15 protein-coding genes are annotated in these 19,624 nt (G+C 47.1%); 3 read left to right on the forward strand and 12 right to left on the reverse strand.

The features are described from left to right. Positions 1–3: 3 nt before the first annotated feature. From V5J77_RS16555 to V5J77_RS16585, 7 genes are all read right to left on the reverse strand, one after another. Positions 4–1,200 (reverse strand): Xaa-Pro peptidase family protein, encoded by a 1,197-nt coding sequence (locus tag V5J77_RS16555; RefSeq protein ID WP_338551930.1) that lies wholly within the window; start codon positions 1,198–1,200, stop codon positions 4–6. Between the two features lie 15 nt (positions 1,201–1,215). Continuing rightward, a complete protein-coding gene (locus tag V5J77_RS16560) occupies positions 1,216–1,596 on the reverse strand; it encodes an NUDIX domain-containing protein (protein ID WP_338551931.1) in 381 nt (126 codons plus the stop codon). After that, complete coding sequence (locus V5J77_RS16565; RefSeq protein ID WP_338556866.1) at positions 1,583–2,983, reverse strand: 4-hydroxyphenylacetate 3-hydroxylase N-terminal domain-containing protein; 1,401 nt, start codon at positions 2,981–2,983, stop codon at positions 1,583–1,585. Before V5J77_RS16565 ends, V5J77_RS16560 begins: the two co-directional genes overlap by 14 nt. A 586-nt stretch (positions 2,984–3,569) precedes the next feature. Further along, a complete protein-coding gene (locus V5J77_RS16570) occupies positions 3,570–5,531 on the reverse strand; it encodes a glycoside hydrolase family 15 protein (RefSeq protein WP_338551932.1) in 1,962 nt (653 codons plus the stop codon). Continuing rightward, positions 5,513–6,970: a glycogen synthase GlgA gene (gene glgA, locus V5J77_RS16575; RefSeq protein ID WP_338551933.1), complete on the reverse strand. Its 1,458-nt coding sequence runs from the start codon at positions 6,968–6,970 to the stop codon at positions 5,513–5,515. Before glgA ends, V5J77_RS16570 begins: the two co-directional genes overlap by 19 nt. Positions 6,971–7,069: 99 nt before the next feature. Next, on the reverse strand, positions 7,070–8,179 hold the full coding sequence (glgD, locus tag V5J77_RS16580) for a glucose-1-phosphate adenylyltransferase subunit GlgD (protein WP_338551934.1): 1,110 nt from the start codon (positions 8,177–8,179) through the stop codon (positions 7,070–7,072). Further along, positions 8,176–9,342 carry a glucose-1-phosphate adenylyltransferase gene (locus tag V5J77_RS16585; protein WP_338556868.1) on the reverse strand — a complete coding sequence of 389 codons (1,167 nt, stop codon included), beginning with the start codon at positions 9,340–9,342 and terminating at the stop codon, positions 8,176–8,178. Before V5J77_RS16585 ends, glgD begins: the two co-directional genes overlap by 4 nt. 1,145 nt (positions 9,343–10,487) lie before the next feature. Here V5J77_RS16585 and V5J77_RS16590 point away from each other — a divergent pair. Then, positions 10,488–11,384, forward strand: a complete 897-nt coding sequence (locus V5J77_RS16590; RefSeq protein ID WP_338551935.1) for a PAS domain-containing protein — start codon at positions 10,488–10,490, stop codon at positions 11,382–11,384. 37 nt (positions 11,385–11,421) lie between these two features. Here the strand turns inward: V5J77_RS16590 and helD are convergent, their stop codons facing one another. Beyond that, on the reverse strand, positions 11,422–13,764 hold the full coding sequence (helD, locus tag V5J77_RS16595) for an RNA polymerase recycling motor HelD (protein ID WP_338551936.1): 2,343 nt from the start codon (positions 13,762–13,764) through the stop codon (positions 11,422–11,424). 179 nt (positions 13,765–13,943) lie between these two features. On the opposite strand from helD, the gene V5J77_RS16600 reads away from it, so the two are divergent. Continuing rightward, entirely contained in the window at positions 13,944–14,645 is a 702-nt protein-coding gene (locus V5J77_RS16600) for a queuosine precursor transporter (protein WP_338551937.1), read from the forward strand. Positions 14,646–14,852: 207 nt separating this feature from the next. On the opposite strand, the gene V5J77_RS16605 is transcribed toward V5J77_RS16600, so the two are convergent. Both V5J77_RS16605 and V5J77_RS16610 read right to left on the reverse strand, forming a co-directional pair. After that, a complete protein-coding gene (locus tag V5J77_RS16605) occupies positions 14,853–17,171 on the reverse strand; it encodes an alpha/beta hydrolase (RefSeq protein WP_338551938.1) in 2,319 nt (772 codons plus the stop codon). Further along, positions 17,168–17,956: an ABC transporter ATP-binding protein gene (locus V5J77_RS16610; RefSeq protein ID WP_338551939.1), complete on the reverse strand. Its 789-nt coding sequence runs from the start codon at positions 17,954–17,956 to the stop codon at positions 17,168–17,170. The genes V5J77_RS16605 and V5J77_RS16610 overlap by 4 nt, the downstream gene beginning before the upstream one ends. Before the next feature lie 184 nt (positions 17,957–18,140). Between V5J77_RS16610 and V5J77_RS16615 the strand changes: the two genes are divergently transcribed. Continuing rightward, entirely contained in the window at positions 18,141–18,770 is a 630-nt protein-coding gene (locus tag V5J77_RS16615) for a GTP pyrophosphokinase family protein (protein WP_338551940.1), read from the forward strand. Positions 18,771–18,828: 58 nt separating this feature from the next. Here the strand turns inward: V5J77_RS16615 and V5J77_RS16620 are convergent, their stop codons facing one another. Both V5J77_RS16620 and V5J77_RS16625 read right to left on the reverse strand, forming a co-directional pair. Next, a complete protein-coding gene (locus V5J77_RS16620) occupies positions 18,829–19,284 on the reverse strand; it encodes a hypothetical protein (protein ID WP_338551941.1) in 456 nt (151 codons plus the stop codon). An 88-nt stretch (positions 19,285–19,372) separates the two neighbouring features. Next, a complete protein-coding gene (locus tag V5J77_RS16625; protein ID WP_338551942.1) occupies positions 19,373–19,582 on the reverse strand; it encodes a DUF1540 domain-containing protein in 210 nt (69 codons plus the stop codon). Between the last annotated feature and the right edge of the window lie 42 nt (positions 19,583–19,624).

The following is a 19,624-nucleotide window of genomic DNA, read 5'->3' on the forward strand; positions in this document are numbered from 1 at the left end:
GCCTCACCCCACAATTTTAATTAAGCTATCGCCCTTAGTCAGTACTTTATTGCCGCTCTGCAAAACAACGATAGGATCTTCTACATGCAAGGCCCCAAGACCAAATTCATAATACGGGGTCTCTATGGAAAGGACCATTCCTTCTTCAATCACATCTTCGCTCGCCGGAGATAAAATAGGCAGTTCATAAGGCTCTAAACCAATGCCATGTCCAACATGATGCCTTCTATAGCTTTCAAAGCCTGCTTCATGAACGGCATTCATCGTTAAATGGAACACATCCTTGCCCTTCATGCCTGGCTTAACCCTTTTTATCGCCTCTTGTTGGCCTTTATGCAGCGCATTATATTTCAAGTATTCGGCTTTAAGCTCCTTGTAGGCGAAAACTCTGGCAATATCTGCCCAATAACCATTACATACAATGTCGCAATCAAACCATAGAATATCCCCTGCCATTAAACGGTTATCAGCACTAGGCCTTCTTTGGCCGCCAACCGCATGTCTGCCCACTTTAATCATCGGCAACGTAGCTATGGCGCCCTGCTCGGCAATGGAACAAGCGAAAATTTTGACAATCTCCTGTTCGTTTATGCCCTCATATAACTGATCTATAACGGTTTTTATCGCCTTCTCAATACAAATGGAGGAATGAGCAAGCGCCTCGATTTCAAAGCTTGTTTTGACCGCCCTAACACTGCGAATAACCGCCGAGCTTTCAACAAACTCAACATGCGGGAGCCTGCCTTTAATCAATGATAAGCGGCTCCCTCTCATGCCATCCTCATCTATGCCCACTCGTTCATTAGCGAGATTAAGCTTGTTTAATAACGCAATAAGACCTTCCTCGGCATTTGAATTTCCATTATCATTATTTGATAAAGCGTTCAAACGCTGCTCTTCTTCCGTTAAGGGGGCGCCTGCTGTATACTCCCGATAAAAGGTTCCATAGGTTACGACATGGCCAATTGGCGAGCGGGCATCCAAAATCTGATCAATTTCTCCTACGGAATGCACCACATGAACCTTATCGGGAAAACAGCTTGTCATGACGGCAAAGCATTGTCCAAAATAAGGATTCAACGTTTTGACTACAGGCTCAAATCCAGTAAAATAGTTAATATTTTCTTTCGTAGCCGCAACAATGGCCGACAGATTATGTTCTTTCATTTTTGATAATAAGCGCTTCGTATTAAACAGCATCCTTCACCTCGTGTTTTATTCGAATTTCAATTGCTCAACTAGCTTAATAACGGCAGGGGCGAGCAAGCTATAATTACTTGCATCTATCCAATCCACTTCGCTAATTTCGGAACACGGCACAATATCTCCGGCCCATGCTGCCGTATAACAGATTAATTCAACGTTGGCATTCTCTTTATAAGCCGGCCCTACTACCGTTCTCAAATGTTGAATGCTATCCCTCTGAACGTCTATGTTCAGCTCTTCTTTTAATTCCCTTACTAAAGCTTCTCGCGGGTCCTCGCCTGGCTCTATTTTCCCTCCCGGCAAATACCACAGCTCATTGTCTCTAACCCTAACCAAAAGCAGCTTATTGTTGTCCTGTTTTACAAGGCAGGCACAGCTAATCATTGTCATGCAGCAACACCCTATCTACCATATTTATCATATTGCGTGTATCATAATTCAAAAAATGTCCAGCGGCAATTCTCATCGGATCTCCAGCATGAAAAAATTCATACACTAACTGTCTTTGGCCAAAGCCATCGCCCGACGCATCCCAAGCAAGATTCAATAACTTTGTGCGGGATAAAGCATCCGTTTCACCTGTAGTAAGAGAGCTTGCCAAGTCGCTTAAATCCGAATTAAGAAAATCCTGATAATGCGGGGTGGACAGCATGGAGCCTGCGGCAAGCGATTGCAGCGTTTTAACCATCGTTTCATACATTTTCGGAAAATGATATCGAATCGCTTGAATAGCGCTAATGCTTGGGGTCATAACCCCTTCTTCGCTTAACGTTGCATCTGCCTCACTCCATGCAATACTCGCCTTTACAAGCTCGACACTCGAGGTCAGTTCTCCTAATTTTTCTTGAACATTTATAAATCCATCGAGCTTCAGCATTTTCGCCAGTTGAATGGAAATGCCTGTGAGTAGCTCCGCTTTAGATAATCCTCTTACAATACCCTGATGCCCCGTGTGATTTCGAGCAAAGGTTTTATCATAGAACAAATTCGATTTTTCAACATCTCTGAATACAAATACCTTTTCCCATGGAATAAAAACTTTATTTAAAATCAAATAAGCATCAATTTCATCAAAAGCATTCGCTAAGGGATGATCAAATGAATGATACACGGGCTTCACCATCGGTTTTCTGCAAATCACTTTCACGCCTGCATAATCGACAGGCAAAGCAAAAGAAACCGCGTAATCCTCGTCACCCGGCTTTAATCCTGGCATATTAAAAATAAGCAATTCATCTGCAATTGGCGCCAATGTTACAATCATTTTGGCACCTGTAACAACGATTCCTTTTTGATCATGGCTTACGATTCTTACTGCTGCATATTCATTAGCTTGGGAGCCTAGAGGCAAAGATCGGTCAATTTGCGGATTAATGGCTCCGTGGCCTATAAATAAGTTATGCTCTTTCACATATTGATAGTAAGCTCTCATATTTTCAGAGAAATTAGCGTAGCTATTGCTGCCTAACTGCTTGGAATGAGCATATAACGTAGCTAAAGCGGCATTAATAAAATCTGGCGTTCTGCCCAGCATACCGAAAGAAATATCTGCTACCGCCTTATAGGATGCTCTTTTCCGCTGCAAATCCTCGACTGTTGAAGGGACTAGCAAACTCATAGCGGCATTGTGATTGCCATCTTTAAAACAATGAATATCCGATTGAGCTTCCTGCAAATCATAGTACTTCTCCATACATTCAATGGCTCCTGAAAATGCCGGGCTAGTCGCTACGTCAACCTGAACTCCGTTTAAATAAACAGAATTTCTGCCTTTCATTCGTTTCAAATAGGCACTTTTAGCTGAAAATTCATAGGTTTGCACGCTGTTCAACACCTCTTACATTATTTTTTACCATAAAATCCTTGCTAATAAAATTTCCAAACATTTAAAGCAAACGAACTATAAAATATATAAATTTTAACAATTTACATATGTAATGGTAAATTACTTCCATGAAAAAGTCTGTCGAAATTAGCTGTCGAATGAAGACTTTTTTTGTCGTAAATCCTTTTAAAATCGAATCAATATACTAAAAATCAGCGTTTTCCTCAATGGAAGCTGCTGCTTTTTATCATATTATCGCGAAAGCAAAAGCAATACAATTTTATGTAAGCGTTTTAATAATTGTAAATATACGACATTTATACTTGTGCTACAGACAACCTTTTTTGTATATAACAGCAGCGTATCCCGCCCATTTTTTCCGTAATCAGGTTCCCCTTATTGAAGCTATTTTTGGCCGAGCATGCTGCGATTATTGCAAAAAAATAGCAGGGGAAGGAACGCTTGCTGCGTTCTTTCTCCTGCTGGAGCTTCTTTATGAATAATACTTAATACGGCCATTATCAAATAAATGCTTGAATTAGCTCTTGAGCTGCTTATATTTCTCTGCATATTTGCTTACGCTCTGAATGAATGTCGCATGCGACCAAGTGAGCGGTGCGACCGAGAGCGGGCTGCCGTCAAACGGATTGAGCTGCTCCGCCAGCAGTCCACTGGATAATGCATGGTCTACGACCCATTGCAGCGTCTGCTTCGGTCCCTCCAGATCGCCCAGCTTCTGTGCAGAAGCAATTTGGTAATTGGCGACCCACAGCGTACAAATAATCCATGGATTGCCCGGAATTTTGTCAATGTCGCCGGTTTGCTGGAAATAATAATCGTTTGTATACCGCGCATGTCCGCCAACATCGGTCTGGATTTTTAGACCGTCCCTAATCGCACTCATCGTCCGGACGACTTTATCATCATCGACTGGCAGCACGCCAAACTCCCAAATGCCGAATACGCTGCTCTCCAGCGTCATATCCTTCACCCAACCATTGTCCTTCTGAATGAGACCGCGCGCAAACCGTCCGCTTTCCTCATCCCACAGCTGTGTCAGCATACCATGCTTGATCGTCTGGGCTGTATTGCGATAATGGTCGCTGCGCTCATAATCCCCGAACAGCTCGGTGAAGAAGGCTGCTGCCATTAAGCCGCCATATACAGAAGCGACGGTATAGGTCCAGATTCCATAGCGCTCCTCCCATAGGTCATAGCTTGGCTTGGGCAAAGATAGCTCAGGCTCTATATAGCTGCTGAGGAACGTAGCCGCCTTGCGAATTAAGTTGCTGTATAAGGACTGAGGCAGCTCAATGACTTGATTCCGCATATAATCCTGCCATAGTGCGAACAGGACGAGCGCTGTCTCGTCTTCCTGAATCGGAAGCCTTTGGCTGCCCTGCACGATGTAGGGATGCCAGCTGGAGCCAACCGTTCCGTCCGGATTGTATTTGTGATACAAATAGCCGTCTGGTGCAAGCGCTGCTGCGCAAAAGTTGAAAAATGGGGCGATTACGCTCTGGTATCCAGCAAGCGACATCGATTCGGCAATCAATGCGCCATCACGCGGCCACATATAGCTATAATGGTCACGATTGTATTGCAAAATATCGGTGTCATTAGCTGCCAATATCGCGCCGCGCTCATCCACCTGTGTGCGGACTATGAGCAGGCTGTGACGGAACATCCGGCTGATGCTCTCATTTAAATCGCCCAGATCGCTCTCCGCTCTTCTCAGCCAATGATTCCAATAAATAACGACACGGCTAAGCAGCTTTTCTGGACTATTATCAAGGACGTATTGATTAAGCTCCTTGACCTCCTCCAGGTTTTTACCAATTGACATCCAATAATAAAAGGTTTTATCGCCGCCCCCCGGCACATTGGCGCTAAGGCCAATCGTGCTGTCCACGGAGCCTTGGGCAATCGTATTTCCCATCAGCACGCCATCCTCTGCATCACGCCAGGTACCCTCCGCAGAGTGGAACCGCTTGATGCCCGTCGAATACTGCGTTAAGCCGCCTTCATCGCTCGAGCCGCTGAACATAAAATAATTCGAGCGCTTGTAATGAAACAGCGTATTATTTTCTGGGTAATAAGCAGCTGTATCGCCAACCTCCGAGCCGTCGATCATCAAATCCTGATGAAAAAACAGTCTTGCCTCGCGGGCATCATTTCGTAAATTACGTACGACAACCCGTTTAATATAAATGCATTCGCGCTGATGAATGCCGTCATTTATTTGCAGTTCAACGCCAAGCCCCTCGTGCCTTGCTATAATATTCGTAACGAGCGAATCGTCAATATAACCAAGCTCGATGTTCCACTCAGGTTCATCTAGCCAGGAGAAGACGCCGCCAATCCAAATGCCAAAGCGGCAATAGTGGCCGCCCACATGATTGAGCTGTCCCACATAAGGATAATAAATATCTCGAATGTAGCAGGTTTGATCCAAATTCACTAGCAGCTTGCCATTGCCAATTACAAGGTGACGGGGCATTGTTTGTTCTCCTCTCGCTGTAACAAAAGTTGATGATATACGGCTACATAGGCTTTGGCGGAGCGATTCCAGCTATAGTTCTCCTTGGAGACATTGTCTATTATTTGTTTCCAGTCCTCTGGATGCCGGTATAGGCGAAGCGCTCTGCTAACCGTACTCCAATATTCATCGGCATTATAGCCTATAAAACTGAAGCCATTTCCTTCTCCAGTATATTCATCATAAGACTGGACGGTATCCTTTAACCCCCCGGTCTCTCTAACGATCGGGACAGCGCGGTAGCGCAGCGCAATGAGCTGGCTGATTCCGCAAGGCTCGAAGCGTGAAGGCAGCAAATATATATCAGCTCCTGCGTAGATGCGGCGGGCAAGCCTCTCATCATAGCCAAGCCTTACCGCCATTTTGTCAGGGTAACGCTGTGCATAATGCTGCAGCAGCTGCTCATAATGCCGCTCGCCCGAACCAAGAATAACGAACTGGATATCTTGCTGAAGCAGCTCCTCAAGCTTGGCCGTGATGAGATCCAGCCCTTTCTGCTCTACGAGCCGGTTAACCATGCCAATGAGCGGAATTTCCTCCGATTCCGGCAATCCAAGCTCCTGCTGCAAATGGAGCTTGTTTTTCCTTTTTCGGCCAATGGAATTACGATATGGCGTATGCAGCAAGGAATCCTTCATTGGATCATAGGACTCATCATCAATGCCGTTTACAATGCCCAGAAGATCGCCTTCACGATGCCGCAGCAGCTCTTCCAGACGCTCGCCATGTTCACTGCCCTTGATTTCTTCCGCATAAGTATGGCTGACTGTCGTCAGCTTGTCTGCGTACACGAGGCCGCCCTTCAAACAGCTGGCTGCGCCATGAAACTCCAGCCCCTCTGGGCCAAAAGCCTCATCATCCGCACCCGTTAAATCCTGAAGCTGCTTAATGCCTAGTACGCCCTGATATTTCAGGTTATGGATCGTAAAAACGGTGCGGATATCCGCCCATTCTGCCGCGTATTTCGTCTTTAGCAGAAACGGAATGAGCGCGGTTTGCCAATCATGGCAATGGATGACATCAGGAAGCACATCAACAAAGCTGAGTGCAGCCAGCACTGCAAAGCTAAAAAACACAAAGCGCTCGGGATCATCTCCGTACCCATATAATCCTTTGCGCTTAAAATAAAACTCGTTATCGATCAAATAATAGCAAACGCCAGCAATTTCTCCACGGAATAGCCCGCAGTATTGGTTGCGCCAGCTAAAGGATACATTGAAGGATGCAATTTGTTCGAAATATTCCAAATATTGTACTGGAATGTCCTCATATTTTGGTAAAATAACGCTTGTGCGAATTTGACGTTTAACCAATGCTTTGGGAAGAGCGCCTGCAACGTCGCCCAAGCCGCCGGTTTTTGCGAGTGGCGCGGCCTCCGAAGTTGCAAACAAAATATTCATTTTTTTCTCCTCCTGTTTCGCTCAAAAATGTAACCAGCATAGGCTGCGGGATAAGTCCCAGCTTAGCCCCCAGCCTTATGCCTGCTACTATTGATTTAGTTAGATCGTCTTGCGCTTGCCCGCCAGAAAGGGCAGCTTCTCTGCACCTCTTATATCCCGGTTGCAATCGACTCGTACATCCTTATCCAAAATACTATGCTGAATCAGGCTATTTTCACCAATAATGCCATTTTGCATAATGATGCTATTGCGTATAATTGCCCCTTTGCCAATATGGACACCCCGGAACAAAACACTGTTTTCCACGGTTCCTTCAATGCGGCAGCCATTGGCGATCAATGAATTATTAACCTTGGAGGATTCTAAATATCGTGCAGGCGGTTCATCCTTGACCTTCGTAAAGATCGTGCCAGGCTGAAAAAACAGCTCCTTCCATACTTCAGGACAGAGCAAATTCATGCTATTGGTAAAATAGCTTTCAAGCGTATTGACTACGCCCAAATAGCCATCGTATACATGTCCATAAACCCGCAGCTTGTTCAAACGAGAGAAAATCGCATGGCGTACGAGATGATCCTGCCCCTGAGCGAGCGAGGTTTCTACGAGCTCCATGAGCAGCTCCTTCTTCATCACGTACATTTCCATTGAGGAAATATCGCTTAGCATTCGCCCATAGTTTTCCTGAATGGATGTAATTCGACCATCGCTGCTCATCTCGACTTTGCGCGCCTTGCCAGGCAGATCATGCTGCTTCTTGCATACGATTGTAATATCCGCCCCGCGTGCCTCATGTTCTTCAATAATCGGATTAAAATCAATGTTGCAAACCATATGGCTGCGCGTAATGACAACATACTCGGCCGTTGATCGGTTGAAATAATCGCGATTTTGATAGAAATGGTATAAATCGCCACGGCTAATTTCCTGTAAATCATCCGTAGCCGGCGGCAAAATAAACAAGCCGCTCTGGCGATTATTCAAATCCCAATATTTACCTGATCCAAGATGGTCCATTAGCGAGCGATATTTCGTATGCGCAAACACCGCTACCTTGCTAATGCCAGAATTCACCATGCTGGACAAAATAAAATCTATGAGCCTGTAGCGCGCTCCAAACGGCACGGTTGCAAGGCAGCGGCTCTGCGTCAAATGCTCCAACTCATCCGTCTCGTGGATTAAATTGATAACGCCCATTATCCGGTTGCTCATGATGGCTCCACCTCCAGCAATACATGATCATTCGCAACAAACTGCCCGACAGCTACGACGGTAATCGCATCATCCTCCGGATCGCCAATTTGCACGCCGTCTTCGATTACAGCACCTTCACCGATAATGGCTCGGTAAACGCGCGCCCCTTCGCCAATCCGCACATTCGGCATAATGACGGACTCGCTAACCTCGCTATCCTTCTCCATCTGTACGCCATAGAAGAGAACAGAGCGATCTACCTTCCCTTCCAAAACGCAGCCCTCCGTCACCATAGAGGATATCACCTCGGCGCCCGCCGCTACGTATTGTGCCGGTCGATTAGGGTTGACAGAGTATATGCGCCAGTCTTTATTCGATAAATCCAGCGAAGGCTCCTCTGCAAGCAAATCCATATTCGCCTCCCACAGGCTTTCAATCGTGCCGACGTCTTTCCAATAGCCTCGGAACGAATAAGCGCTGACGTTGAGGCCATCCCGCATCATAGCCGGAATAATGTCCTTGCCAAAATCATTGCTGGAATGGCGGTTCGCCTCGTCATAAATTAAATATTTTTGCAATACCGACCATGTGAAAATGTACACGCCCATCGAAGCGATATTGCTCGTAGGCTTTGCAGGCTTTTCTTCAAATGCCGTTATGCGGTCTTCATCATCAACATGCATGACACCAAAGCGGCTAGCTTCCTTCCAATCTACTTCTATACCTGCTATCGTTACATCCGCTCCGCACCGTTTATGATGCTGAAGCATCAGATCGTAGTCCATCGTATAAATATGATCGCCGGAAATGACCAAGACATAGCTTGGATTATATCGCTCAATAAACTCCATATTTTGATAAATCGCGTTGGCTGTGCCTTTGTACCAGACGCCACCCTTCTGCTTCACATGCGGAGGAAGAATAGCCATGCCTCCATCGCTGCGATCCAGTCCCCAAGGCGTTCCAATGCCCAAATAACGATTGAGCTCAAACGGCTGATACTGCGTCAGTACACCTACTGTATCGATACCTGAATGTGTGCAATTGCTTAATGTAAAATCAATAATCCGATATTTCCCGCCAAAATAAACGGCAGGCTTGGCCAAATCCTTCGTCAGTACTCCAAGACGTTTTCCTTCACCCCCTGCAAGCAGCATTGCCAACATTTCTTTACGAGCCATGGACACCAACTCCTTATTCATGAGTGTCCCCCATATTCTTAGATGAGAGAGCAAGGCGATAGCGGGGGAAAATGTGATGAGATGCAACATTTGTAGCCGTGCCCAGCAATCGTATCGCTGACGGAATAAGACATCTGCCCTATCCCCGAGTCCCGGGTTAAATGATTTGTCGTTTATGAAAGAGCGATAATCCCCCCCGTCTCTGCACTCTGATTTGATAGATAGAGCAGCATTTTGGAATAGTTGGTATTAACAACAAACCTTTGCCACATCATAATCATGCTATGACAGATTGTCCGGCAATATGAATATATGCCAGAATAGAACTGGAAAAGAGCTTCCGTCCGTAAGCAGAAAACTATGGAGCTAAAATGAAGGTGAAGCACAAAGCAGCTTAATTGTGATAAATTCGTATTCGAGAGTTCAAAACTAGCGGTGTTCTTGTCATTGCGTGAAAAACAGTTGTAGTGGGGATAATCATCCTGCAAGCTTGGAAAGCTACGATTGACAAGGTCTGCTCCTTCCTTCTAAATTGGACAAAAGCGACGATTGCCTGATTATTTTTTGAGGTAAATGGGGCCATCGGCCCCATCATGCAGCTAGTTATATTATACATCTTTCATAGCCAAATGAAACCTTAATTTACTGATTTACTGACTGATAGAAGATGAATATGTATTTATTTTTATACTGTACGTGTTACTCGATGAATGTAATAATGTTTAGAGCAGTATCCCTTCGTGCTGGCATTTTTTGTGCAATTAATCCATGTACAGTTCGTTACAATTTTTGTTCTACGGGGCCGAATCGTAAGAGGGTCGCCATGGCGCATAAGACGTTGATGGTGCATGGAGCATAATTCTCTGGCTTTGACGGGTTTGGTGCAGTTCTCAATGATGCATTCATTATTCATGGTGTATCTCCTCCGAAATCAAGCCTTTTAAAATATATCCCTATTTATTGATTATTTTAACAAGGAAAGCGGTCAGTTAGAAAGTGCGCTGAGCGTCCAATAAGCTATGAAAATCGAAAGGATATCCTTTCATCCGCTAGCTGTATGCCTGCTAGGCTTTCAAGTTTAATTAATTAAACCTTAATATACTTACTTAAAATGAAGCAAAGCTGACTCAAAGGAGCGAAAACGATTGACGGTTTTTGAAAGAGTGTTTCAAATGATGGACAGCCCTGCTGCTATTATCCGATCTGTAAAGCATTATGGCTTCATCATGGATGCTAATGAATCTTTTATTCGTCTAACCGGTCTGGAATATGAAAATTTGATCGACAAGCCGATAGGCGAGCTGATTGCGAACTGGTCGCTCAAGCACTACAAGACCAGCACTAAGCGGGAAGGACTGCTTCTATCCCGCAAGCCCGGAGGAACGCCTGTCATGATCGAGCATAATAATTTAAGTATGCTTAATGAAGAGCGTCAGGCCTTGTCTCTCATTGTATTGAGTGATTTGAGCTCCCATCATTGGATTGAGAAGCAATTTGAGACCAATACAGTGTTGTTTAGCGGCATTCTTGATGCCAACTATCAGGTGCAATTATTGAAGGATCCCTTCCCAAGCTATTTGATGGCCGACGGGCATTTGAATGGAGAATCTTTTCTGGAAATCGTGGCTGAAAGCGAGCATCTTCGCCTGCTTCATATTTTGGAGGAAACACGGAAATTCAAGAAAACAAACCATATTACTGTAAAAACAGCCAAAATGAACGGCGCAGAGCTTGAAGTAAAAATAACGTTCACGCCCATTTTTGACGGATTTGGACGAATTAAGGAATACGCCTTTATCGTCCTTGATTTGCAGCCTATTAACACGCATGAGTATATTGATTCTAGCATGAGGCTAAAAATTTGGATGGCCAAGCGCGACATAAGCGCAAGCCAGCTCGCGGCTGCTACCGGCATTTCCATCCAGACGATATCCAAGCTTCGCAATGGAAAAATCATAATGCCTCAGCGGCTTACGGCTGAACTAATTGCCTCAGAGCTTAAGGTCGACTGTTTGGAAATTTGGCAAAAAATTCGCAAATAAGAGATGGCCTGTTTCAGCACCATCCCTTATTTGCATTTTATATATTTTTATGAGGCTCAGCTAACTGCACATTGTTCAGAAAGCATGTAGGCTCGCCCATGTAATACAGATGCAGCTCATGCATAGCTCTCGTACAGGCTGTATAAAACAGCTTGCGCTCGTCTTCACGTCCGTATACCAGGCTCGAAGCATTATACAAAATCACAGCGTCAAACTCCACGCCCTTTGCCAAATAGGATGGAATGACGACAACTCCCTGCTCAAAAGTCGACGTTTCTTTGGCAATCAAATGAATTTCTGGCACGATGGCGGACAAGGCTTCAAAGGCAAGCTTGCTCTCCTCTGCTGTCTTGCCTATAACGGCGATTGAGCTATTCCCCTCCTGCTTAAGCCTTTCAATCCGCTGGGCAATTTGCTGCTTCAGCTCTTCCTCGCCAGCTACAGCTGTAATCGTCGGCCATGGACCGCTGCGATTAAATGGAATAATTCGCTCTCCGCCCGCGATAAAGCTGCTTGTAAACTCGGAAATTTGGCGGGTAGAGCGATAGCTGCGCTCCAATATGACGCGCTCGGTTTCCCGCTCCTCGTACATGCCCGCTAATGCATGAAAGCTGTCACCGACTACGGCATGGGCGAAAATCGACTGGTTCAAATCGCCAAGCGCCGTAATTTTGGAGCTCGGGAATATTTTCTTTAAATAATGGAATTGGAACGGCGAATAATCCTGCGCTTCATCGACGAACAAATACTTTACCGATGTATTTGTCTGGAAGCCCTCCAGCAGCTCCTTCAAATACAAATAAGGCGTGGCATCCTCATAAAATAATTCCTTTTGAGCGAGCTTTGCAGCCGTGCCCTCGCAGATCGCAGCCCAAAGCTGCGGGTATTCGCTCTCCTGCTCGTTTGCTTGATGAAACAGCTGGCGATACACCTCTGGCATATCCAGAAACTTAAGCCGCTTAACTCGGCTGCGCAGGCGTTTAAAACGCTCCTGTACAATAATCGCTGCCAGGCGGTCGCTCTCCCGCTTATGATCATCGAAGGAATTTTGCGTAAACCCTTCCTTTTCCAGCAGCTCGCTGTAAACCGTATTATACGTTTCGTTATCAAGCAGCTCCATCTCTTCTTCTACCCAGCGCTTGCCACGCTCCTCGCGCCCAAGGCGAGTCAGCTCCTTGAGCAGCCACTCGGCAGTCATGCGCAGACGGTTTGGAATCGGATGAGACCGGTTTTGACTGTAAAAATGCTCATGTATCGCCTCGGCAGTAATTAAGGTGCGGCCGCGGAATTTCAACGCACGGAAGCGCAATCCCTTCTCACTGAGAGAAGCCGCATACCGATCAATAAGCCCAATAAAAGCAAGGCTTGATTTATAGCGAATCCCTTCAATGCGAGCATCGTATTCGCTGCCATGGGCGGCAGAGAGCGTATACTCCAATTGGGAAAAAGGGTCCTCCAGCTCAAAGGTTTGAACAAGGCGATGCTCCAAATACTGCTGATACGTCGTCTGCTGCATATTTTGCTCGCCAAGCTCTGGCAATACGGTTGCGACGTAGCTGTTAAACATCGGGTTTGGTGAAAAAAGGACGATTTGATCGGCATTCAATGTACCGCGATAACGATAAAGCAAATACGCCACCCGCTGCAAGGCGGCTGAAGTTTTGCCGCTTCCCGCCGCTCCCTGAACGAGCAGCAGTCGCGCCCGCTCATTGCGGATAATTAGATTTTGCTCACGCTGGATCGTCGCCACAATGCTTTTCATTTGCGAATCCGACTGCTTGCCCAGTACCGCTTGCAAAATTTCATCGCCAATCGTTACTCCTGTGTCGAACATCCCTTCAATTTCACCCTGGCGAATGATATATTGACGCTTCAGCGTCATTTCTCCAGCAATTTGTCCACTAGGCGTCTCATACTTGGCAGGACCCGGAGAATAATCGTAATACAGGCCGGAAATAGGCGCACGCCAGTCATAAATTAAATAGTTGGCCCCGCTTTCGTCGAGCAGCGAGCCTACTCCCAAATAAATCGGTTCAATTGCCTCGCGGCTTTCCCCATCCTCTACAAAATCAATGCGCCCGAAATAGGGCGATTGCGCCAGCTTCTTCAGCAGTCCCAGCTGCTCCATCGCTACGCGGCGTGTCCGCTCCCGCTCCGACAGCAATTCCGCCTGCTGCTTCAAGCTGGCATGCGTCTCCGCAGATTCGGCGGAATCCTCAAAGTTGACGGTTACGTCGTCCCAGAAGTTTTTGCGGATGTCTACAATGTCCTCGCGCAGCTCTCCAGCCTGATCCTGCAAGCCTTCCATTTGCTCCTTGACCCACTTCGTTACCCGATTAACTCGCAGCTGTTCTCGTTCAAGCTCAGCATTCGGCATCATAGGTCACGCTCCTTGTATATAAAAGTAGTACTTCCCCATATTTCAAATAAACATTGCTCGACCTAAATCAAGCGATTATAATGGCAAAGGCAGAAATATAATCATACATGCTGCTTCGCAGCAAAGCAAGCCGCGGTTCGTAAACTCCCGCGTTATCAAAACTAGGAGGTTTTTTTCACATGTTCAACTTGTGGTTCGGCGTTCTATTTATGCTCGCCCACTTCACGCTGTTTCTTATTTCCTACCGTTTATTCGGCAAGGTTGGCGTCTATGCCTGGATTGGCATGGCAACCGTTATCGCCAATATTCAAGTTGTCAAAACCGTTGATTTGCAAATTGGAACACTAGCGATCGTCATTACGCTTGGCAATACGATGTATGGCACCATTTATTTGGCTTCCGACCTGCTCAATGAGAAATATGGCGAAGCCGATGCCAAGAAAGCCGTATGGTTCGGGTTTTTCACCTTAATTGCCTCAACTATTATTATGCAGATGGCGCTTCTATTTCAACCAGCCGAGCCCGGTCTGAATGCGCAAGCAGCGCTTCAAAGCATCTTCGGCATGCTGCCGCAAATTGCACTGGGCAGCCTGTGTGCCTATTTTGTAAGCCAATTTCTTGATGTGAAAATTTACACGCTGCTCAAGCGACTGTTTCCAGCCCGCAATCAGCTGTGGATTCGCAATAACGGCAGCACGATTGTCAGCCAATTCGTCGACACGCTCATTTTTTGTACGATCGCCTTTGCGACCGAATATGAGTTCGATGTATGGATGTCGATCTTCCTGTCTACCTATGTCATTAAGTTTCTGGTGTCCATCTGCTCGACGCCGTTTCTATATGCAGCGCGAAGCTTCACGTTCAAAAAAGAATCAATCTAAATGCATATCCCCAGCAAAAACGACTTCGTCGTCCTTCTGGGACGTGTGAAGAGCTTTGCCATAGAAATATAAGCCTATTTATAGGGGCAAAACTTATAAATTCTTATATTTCAAGGTGAAACGGCTTTCGCAGCGAAAGGAAAGCCTTACCTATAAGTGTGCAAATAACCTCCCTTCTGCCGGGAGGTTACTTGTTTACAGCCGTATTTATTGATAAAAGCCGATGTCATCGAGCATCACCCGGCCAGCCGTACCGGAAAAATAAAACGTTATCCGGGTAATTTTTGTTCCGGATGGCCAGCCGCCTGCTTCCGCAAACCGTGCTAGCGGCAAGCTGTAGGTTTGAAACACCGATTCAACGCTTTCTTTATATTTCCCCTTTTTAATTCGCTTCTCCAGCCAGGGAGCAATAGTAAACTGCGTTTCGAAGGGCAGCGGAATATCGTTAAAGCTGGATAAGGGCAAGCGCACCGCCTTCCCCTGTGCAGGCACAAGCTCCAGCTCAATTTGCGGCGCAGCTTCCGCATCATGCTTATTTTCCACTCCCCTATTTTCCATTGAAAAGCTGAAAGTATCCAGTCCTTTGGAAACGACGGCCTCGCTATACGTCCCTGAAAGCTCCAAGGTGTAGGACGCAGCAGCCTCCCATTCCAGCACAGCTCCGCGCGAGCCTTTATTGCGATTGTCCCGGTCCTTCGCCTCCGACTCCTCCCAAACCTTGAAGCCTTTGGCGCTCAGCTTGCCTCCGCTCGGCAGCGTCAGCTTATTCACGTCTTCTTCATAACGCGCGGCCGCGAGGAAGGAAGCATTCTCATATCTGCTTACATAATGGCTGGTGGAGGGGAGCCAAGCCAGCGCCGTTTTGTTATTTTCGAACAAGGGCTTATAAGCATCGTTGCCATGCAGAGTAGCTTCCAGAAAAGCCGAGACATACACCTTAGCCGCCTGCTGCTGTTCCGCCTGCGTCATCATGTTCTGCTGATTAAGAAAAAGGCCGCCGGGAACCCGTTCATCCATCATGCCCCAGTCCGAATTAAAGCGGCTGTGGTTCGCATTGGACATATAGAGCGACGCTTTAAAATACGGTGAGCCTAGCGTAAAGCTCGTGCGAATGTACTGCCTGTCTCCATAAAAGCTGTTGACGTCGCCATCCCTTGCACCTTGCAGCGTCAAATAGCTCACATCTTTAATCCGCGCCGATGCATCATCCACTTGCTTGTCCGTCGGGGCCAATGCCACAATGGAAGCAAAATGGACCTGACCGATGCTGGCAAGCCCTTCATCCTCAGCAAACCATCGTTTGTAATCCACGACCATCGCGACCGCTTGACCGCCGCGTGAATGCCCGATTAAAGATATTTTGGAAAAATCAACTTTGCTGTAAAAGGGATTATCCGTCAGCGTGCTGAACGACTGGATTTGTTGAATGTGCTTGAGCATCATCCATGCCCGCATTTTCATATCCTGCTCGGGGATGCCCGACCAGACTGAATAATTAAGGAAGTTTTCATCTATCGAAATCGCGATAAAGCCCCGGCTCGCAAGCAGCTCGCCCAAGTAGGCATAGCCTGCGTCCGAAAACTCCTCCATTAAATGATTGCCATGCACCATGAGCACCAGCGGGAACGCTCCATCGCCCTCCGGCATCCACACTCTCGCGTTTAACGGAAGCTCGCGTTGATCAAAGCCCCAAAATTTCTGCTTGAGCCACGCCCACTTCTTAATATATGCCGATGCGTCTACGGAGGTCGCAAGCAGCTCCGCCTGCTCGCCGTATTCGATGCGATGCTTGTCGCTCCCGCTGCCATAGGTAAAGGCCTTATAGCTGTAATCGCCAGGCAAGGCCGGATTGTCAGCTCCGATGGAAGCAACCGGCACGCCGTCTCCTAGACTCATATCCGATGCCCCATTTGCAGAAAAAAAGCTGGAATCCATATCGGCTGCTGGTGCTGCCTCATCAGATGCTCCGCTCCATTGATTCGCCGCAAAGTTTACTAATAGCGCACCTGCCACAATCATACCTGCTACGGCGAGCCCTTTGACGGGCAGCTTCACAATTTGACCGAGTAGCATGCCTGCTATCGCGCCGCAAATTGCATATGCCGCAGCAAGCAGCGCCGCCATGAGTATGCCAAATTCCGAATAATACAAAATGAAATAAGCTTCAAATGCTACGTACAAGAAAAACCCGGCAAACAAGCGAGGAACGGGCACATACATCAGTGTCAGCAGCGCCGAGCACAGCTGTGCAGCTGCATACAATACCACCGTATTTAGCGACACAAAACCGCCGATATCCACAAGCATCCCTAATCCCGTCGGCATGCCTAGCGCAACCAGCACCATCGCCAGCGTTCCCACGATCAGCAAGCCCGCCGAGCCATGGTAAAACAGCGTACTATCATAGGCGAGCCGCTGCCGCATCCTCGCCTTTAACCAGTGGATTATTCGCTGCCGTCTAGGAAGCTTTGGAGGGGGCACAATACGTAAAGGCTCCAAACGTGCTGGCCCCAATTCGATACTCATTTGCTCTCAGCTGCCTTTATAAAGAGCCAATTGCGGTTCTCACGCTGTTCGATCACTACAGGAACGCCAAAAAAATCGCTCATGTGTGCAGAGGAGAGCACCTTGCTTGTGTCACCTGCTTCGAACACCCGGCCATCCTTTATAAGCAGCGTTTGATTAAAGCAAGGCAAAATTTCCTCCACATGATGAGTTACATAAATAATTGTAGGCGCATCTGGCTGCTGTGCCACCTGATTGATCATCGCGAGCAGCTGTTCTCTTGCGAACACATCGAGCCCGGTACAAGGCTCGTCCAGGATGAGCAGCTTAGGCGCAGCCATCAGCGCTCTGGCAATGAGCACCCGCTGGCGCTCGCCCTGCGAGAGCGTGCTGTACGTCCGGTTCAGCAACACTTCGCAGCCGAGCTTGCGCATCAGCGAAATCGCCTGCTCCTCATCCTCCTCTAGCGCTTGATCGTAAAGCCCAATCGTAGCGAATTTTCCGCTTAAGACAATTTTGAAGGCGGTATCCTGACCATGCAGCTTCTGCTGAAGCGATGTGCTGACCCAGCCTATGCTTTTGCGCAGCTCCCGCAAATCGTATTCACCAAATGGATGCCCCAGCACCGATACAGACCCGGTCGTTGGCCAAATATAGCCGTTAATCATATTTAAAAGAGTCGTCTTCCCAGAGCCGTTAAGCCCTAGCAAACACCAGTGCTGACCCGCTTCAACCTGCCAATCTATTCCGTGAAGGACGACCTTCTCCTCCCGTTCCCAGGTGACATTATGAATATCTATAATCATTGCGCTCATCCTCCCATGCTGTTTAAATTATATGTAAATTGGCTGTAACATTCAATCCTGCCGCCGCAGCTGTCAGACGGGCTTAGCGCTAAGCCACGTCCCCCTCGACCTCCGAAATGAGCAATGTGGGCTGGAACATGGTACAATAATAGCAGCAAGAATGATATTAGGAGTGATGGATCGCATGCAGCGAGATATGATGAAGCAATGGGCGCACTTTTTCTTAACGTATAAATTTGCCTTGGATGAAGTGGAGACGAAGCTGAATATTTTAAACGAGGAATTTCAATTTATTCATGACTACAACCCGATTGAGCATGTCAAAACGCGGATTAAAAATCCCGAAAGCGTCATGGACAAGCTCCGCCGCAAAAATTTGGATATCAATTTGGAAAATGCAAAAGAACATATTCGCGATATCGCGGGCGTCCGGGTCATCTGCTCATTTTCCACTGATATTTATCAAATATTGGAAATGATCAGCCAGCAAACCGACGTTAAAGTGATTGAAGTGAAGGATTACGTCCTCAATCCGAAGCCAAACGGCTATAAGAGCCTGCATCTCATCGTAGAAATCCCTGTTTTCCTAACGAACCGCATTGAAAATGTGCTTGTCGAAATTCAAATTCGCACGAGTGCGATGGATTTCTGGGCCAGTCTGGAGCATAAAATTTATTACAAATATAATGAAGGTATTCCGCCGGAAATTCAACAGCAGCTGAAGGAATCCGCCGATATGATAAACTTACTCGATAAACGAATGCTCGCTCTGAATCAAGAGGTCATTAAGCACCGCGAATTCGCGATAGAATAACGGCAAAAAGCCTCCGGCACCGCTGTATAAGCGGATGGTCGGAGGCTTTTTTTCAGGTTCAGGTTATTGCGCGGTACAGCGGAATAATGACAACAGCGAGCACGAAGGCAATAAGGCCAATAGTGGCTGCCCATGCTCCAAGCCCCTTCGCCCCTTGTCGATACGCGACAAAGCCAAGTACTGCTGCGGCTGCCCCCATCAGGGCAGGCCATAAAAACCATGAAGCAATTGCAAACACCAAGCCAACCCAGCCCAGCGCGGTGCCTCCGGCACTTTCCCTTACCGAATCCTCGCGTTCACTTCTGCCTTCGCTTTCGCTGCGCGGTACATAAGATACGGGAATGGGTACACCAGCGGCAAATTCTCCCGCCATTTCTTCATTGATATTACGGCTTGCACCGTTTATTTCTTCATCGGATAACAATGCTCTATGATGACGCTCCTCTAACGCTGCTTCGTCGTATTGCTCCTTCTCCCCATGACTTGCACCCTTTGTTTCATCCCAGCGTTCCATTTGGGCTCACCTCCACTTCATAAACTTTGCCTTTCGATTCAAGCGTTTCTAGCCCATCCTTGTCCACCAGACAGCCATGCCTTAGCGCTTAACGCGCATTAAAGGTATGACAGCATGTTGCAGACGACTTCGCCGCCTGATCCTGATGCTGCAAGCCAAGCTCTTCAGCAGCAAATTCTGATCCATAATCGGCACCTGCATGCTGATCAATATCAATCGCAATGGAATCGGCGCCACAGTTATTACCTTCTGACCAAAATGTGCAATTCGATACGCTGCATGATACGCCCTTTGGCATAAAAAAATCACCTCCGCTATCAAGTTTCCCTGAACGGAGGTG

This window comes from Paenibacillus sp. KS-LC4, from assembly GCF_036894955.1.
GTDB lineage: Bacteria > Bacillota > Bacilli > Paenibacillales > Paenibacillaceae > Pristimantibacillus.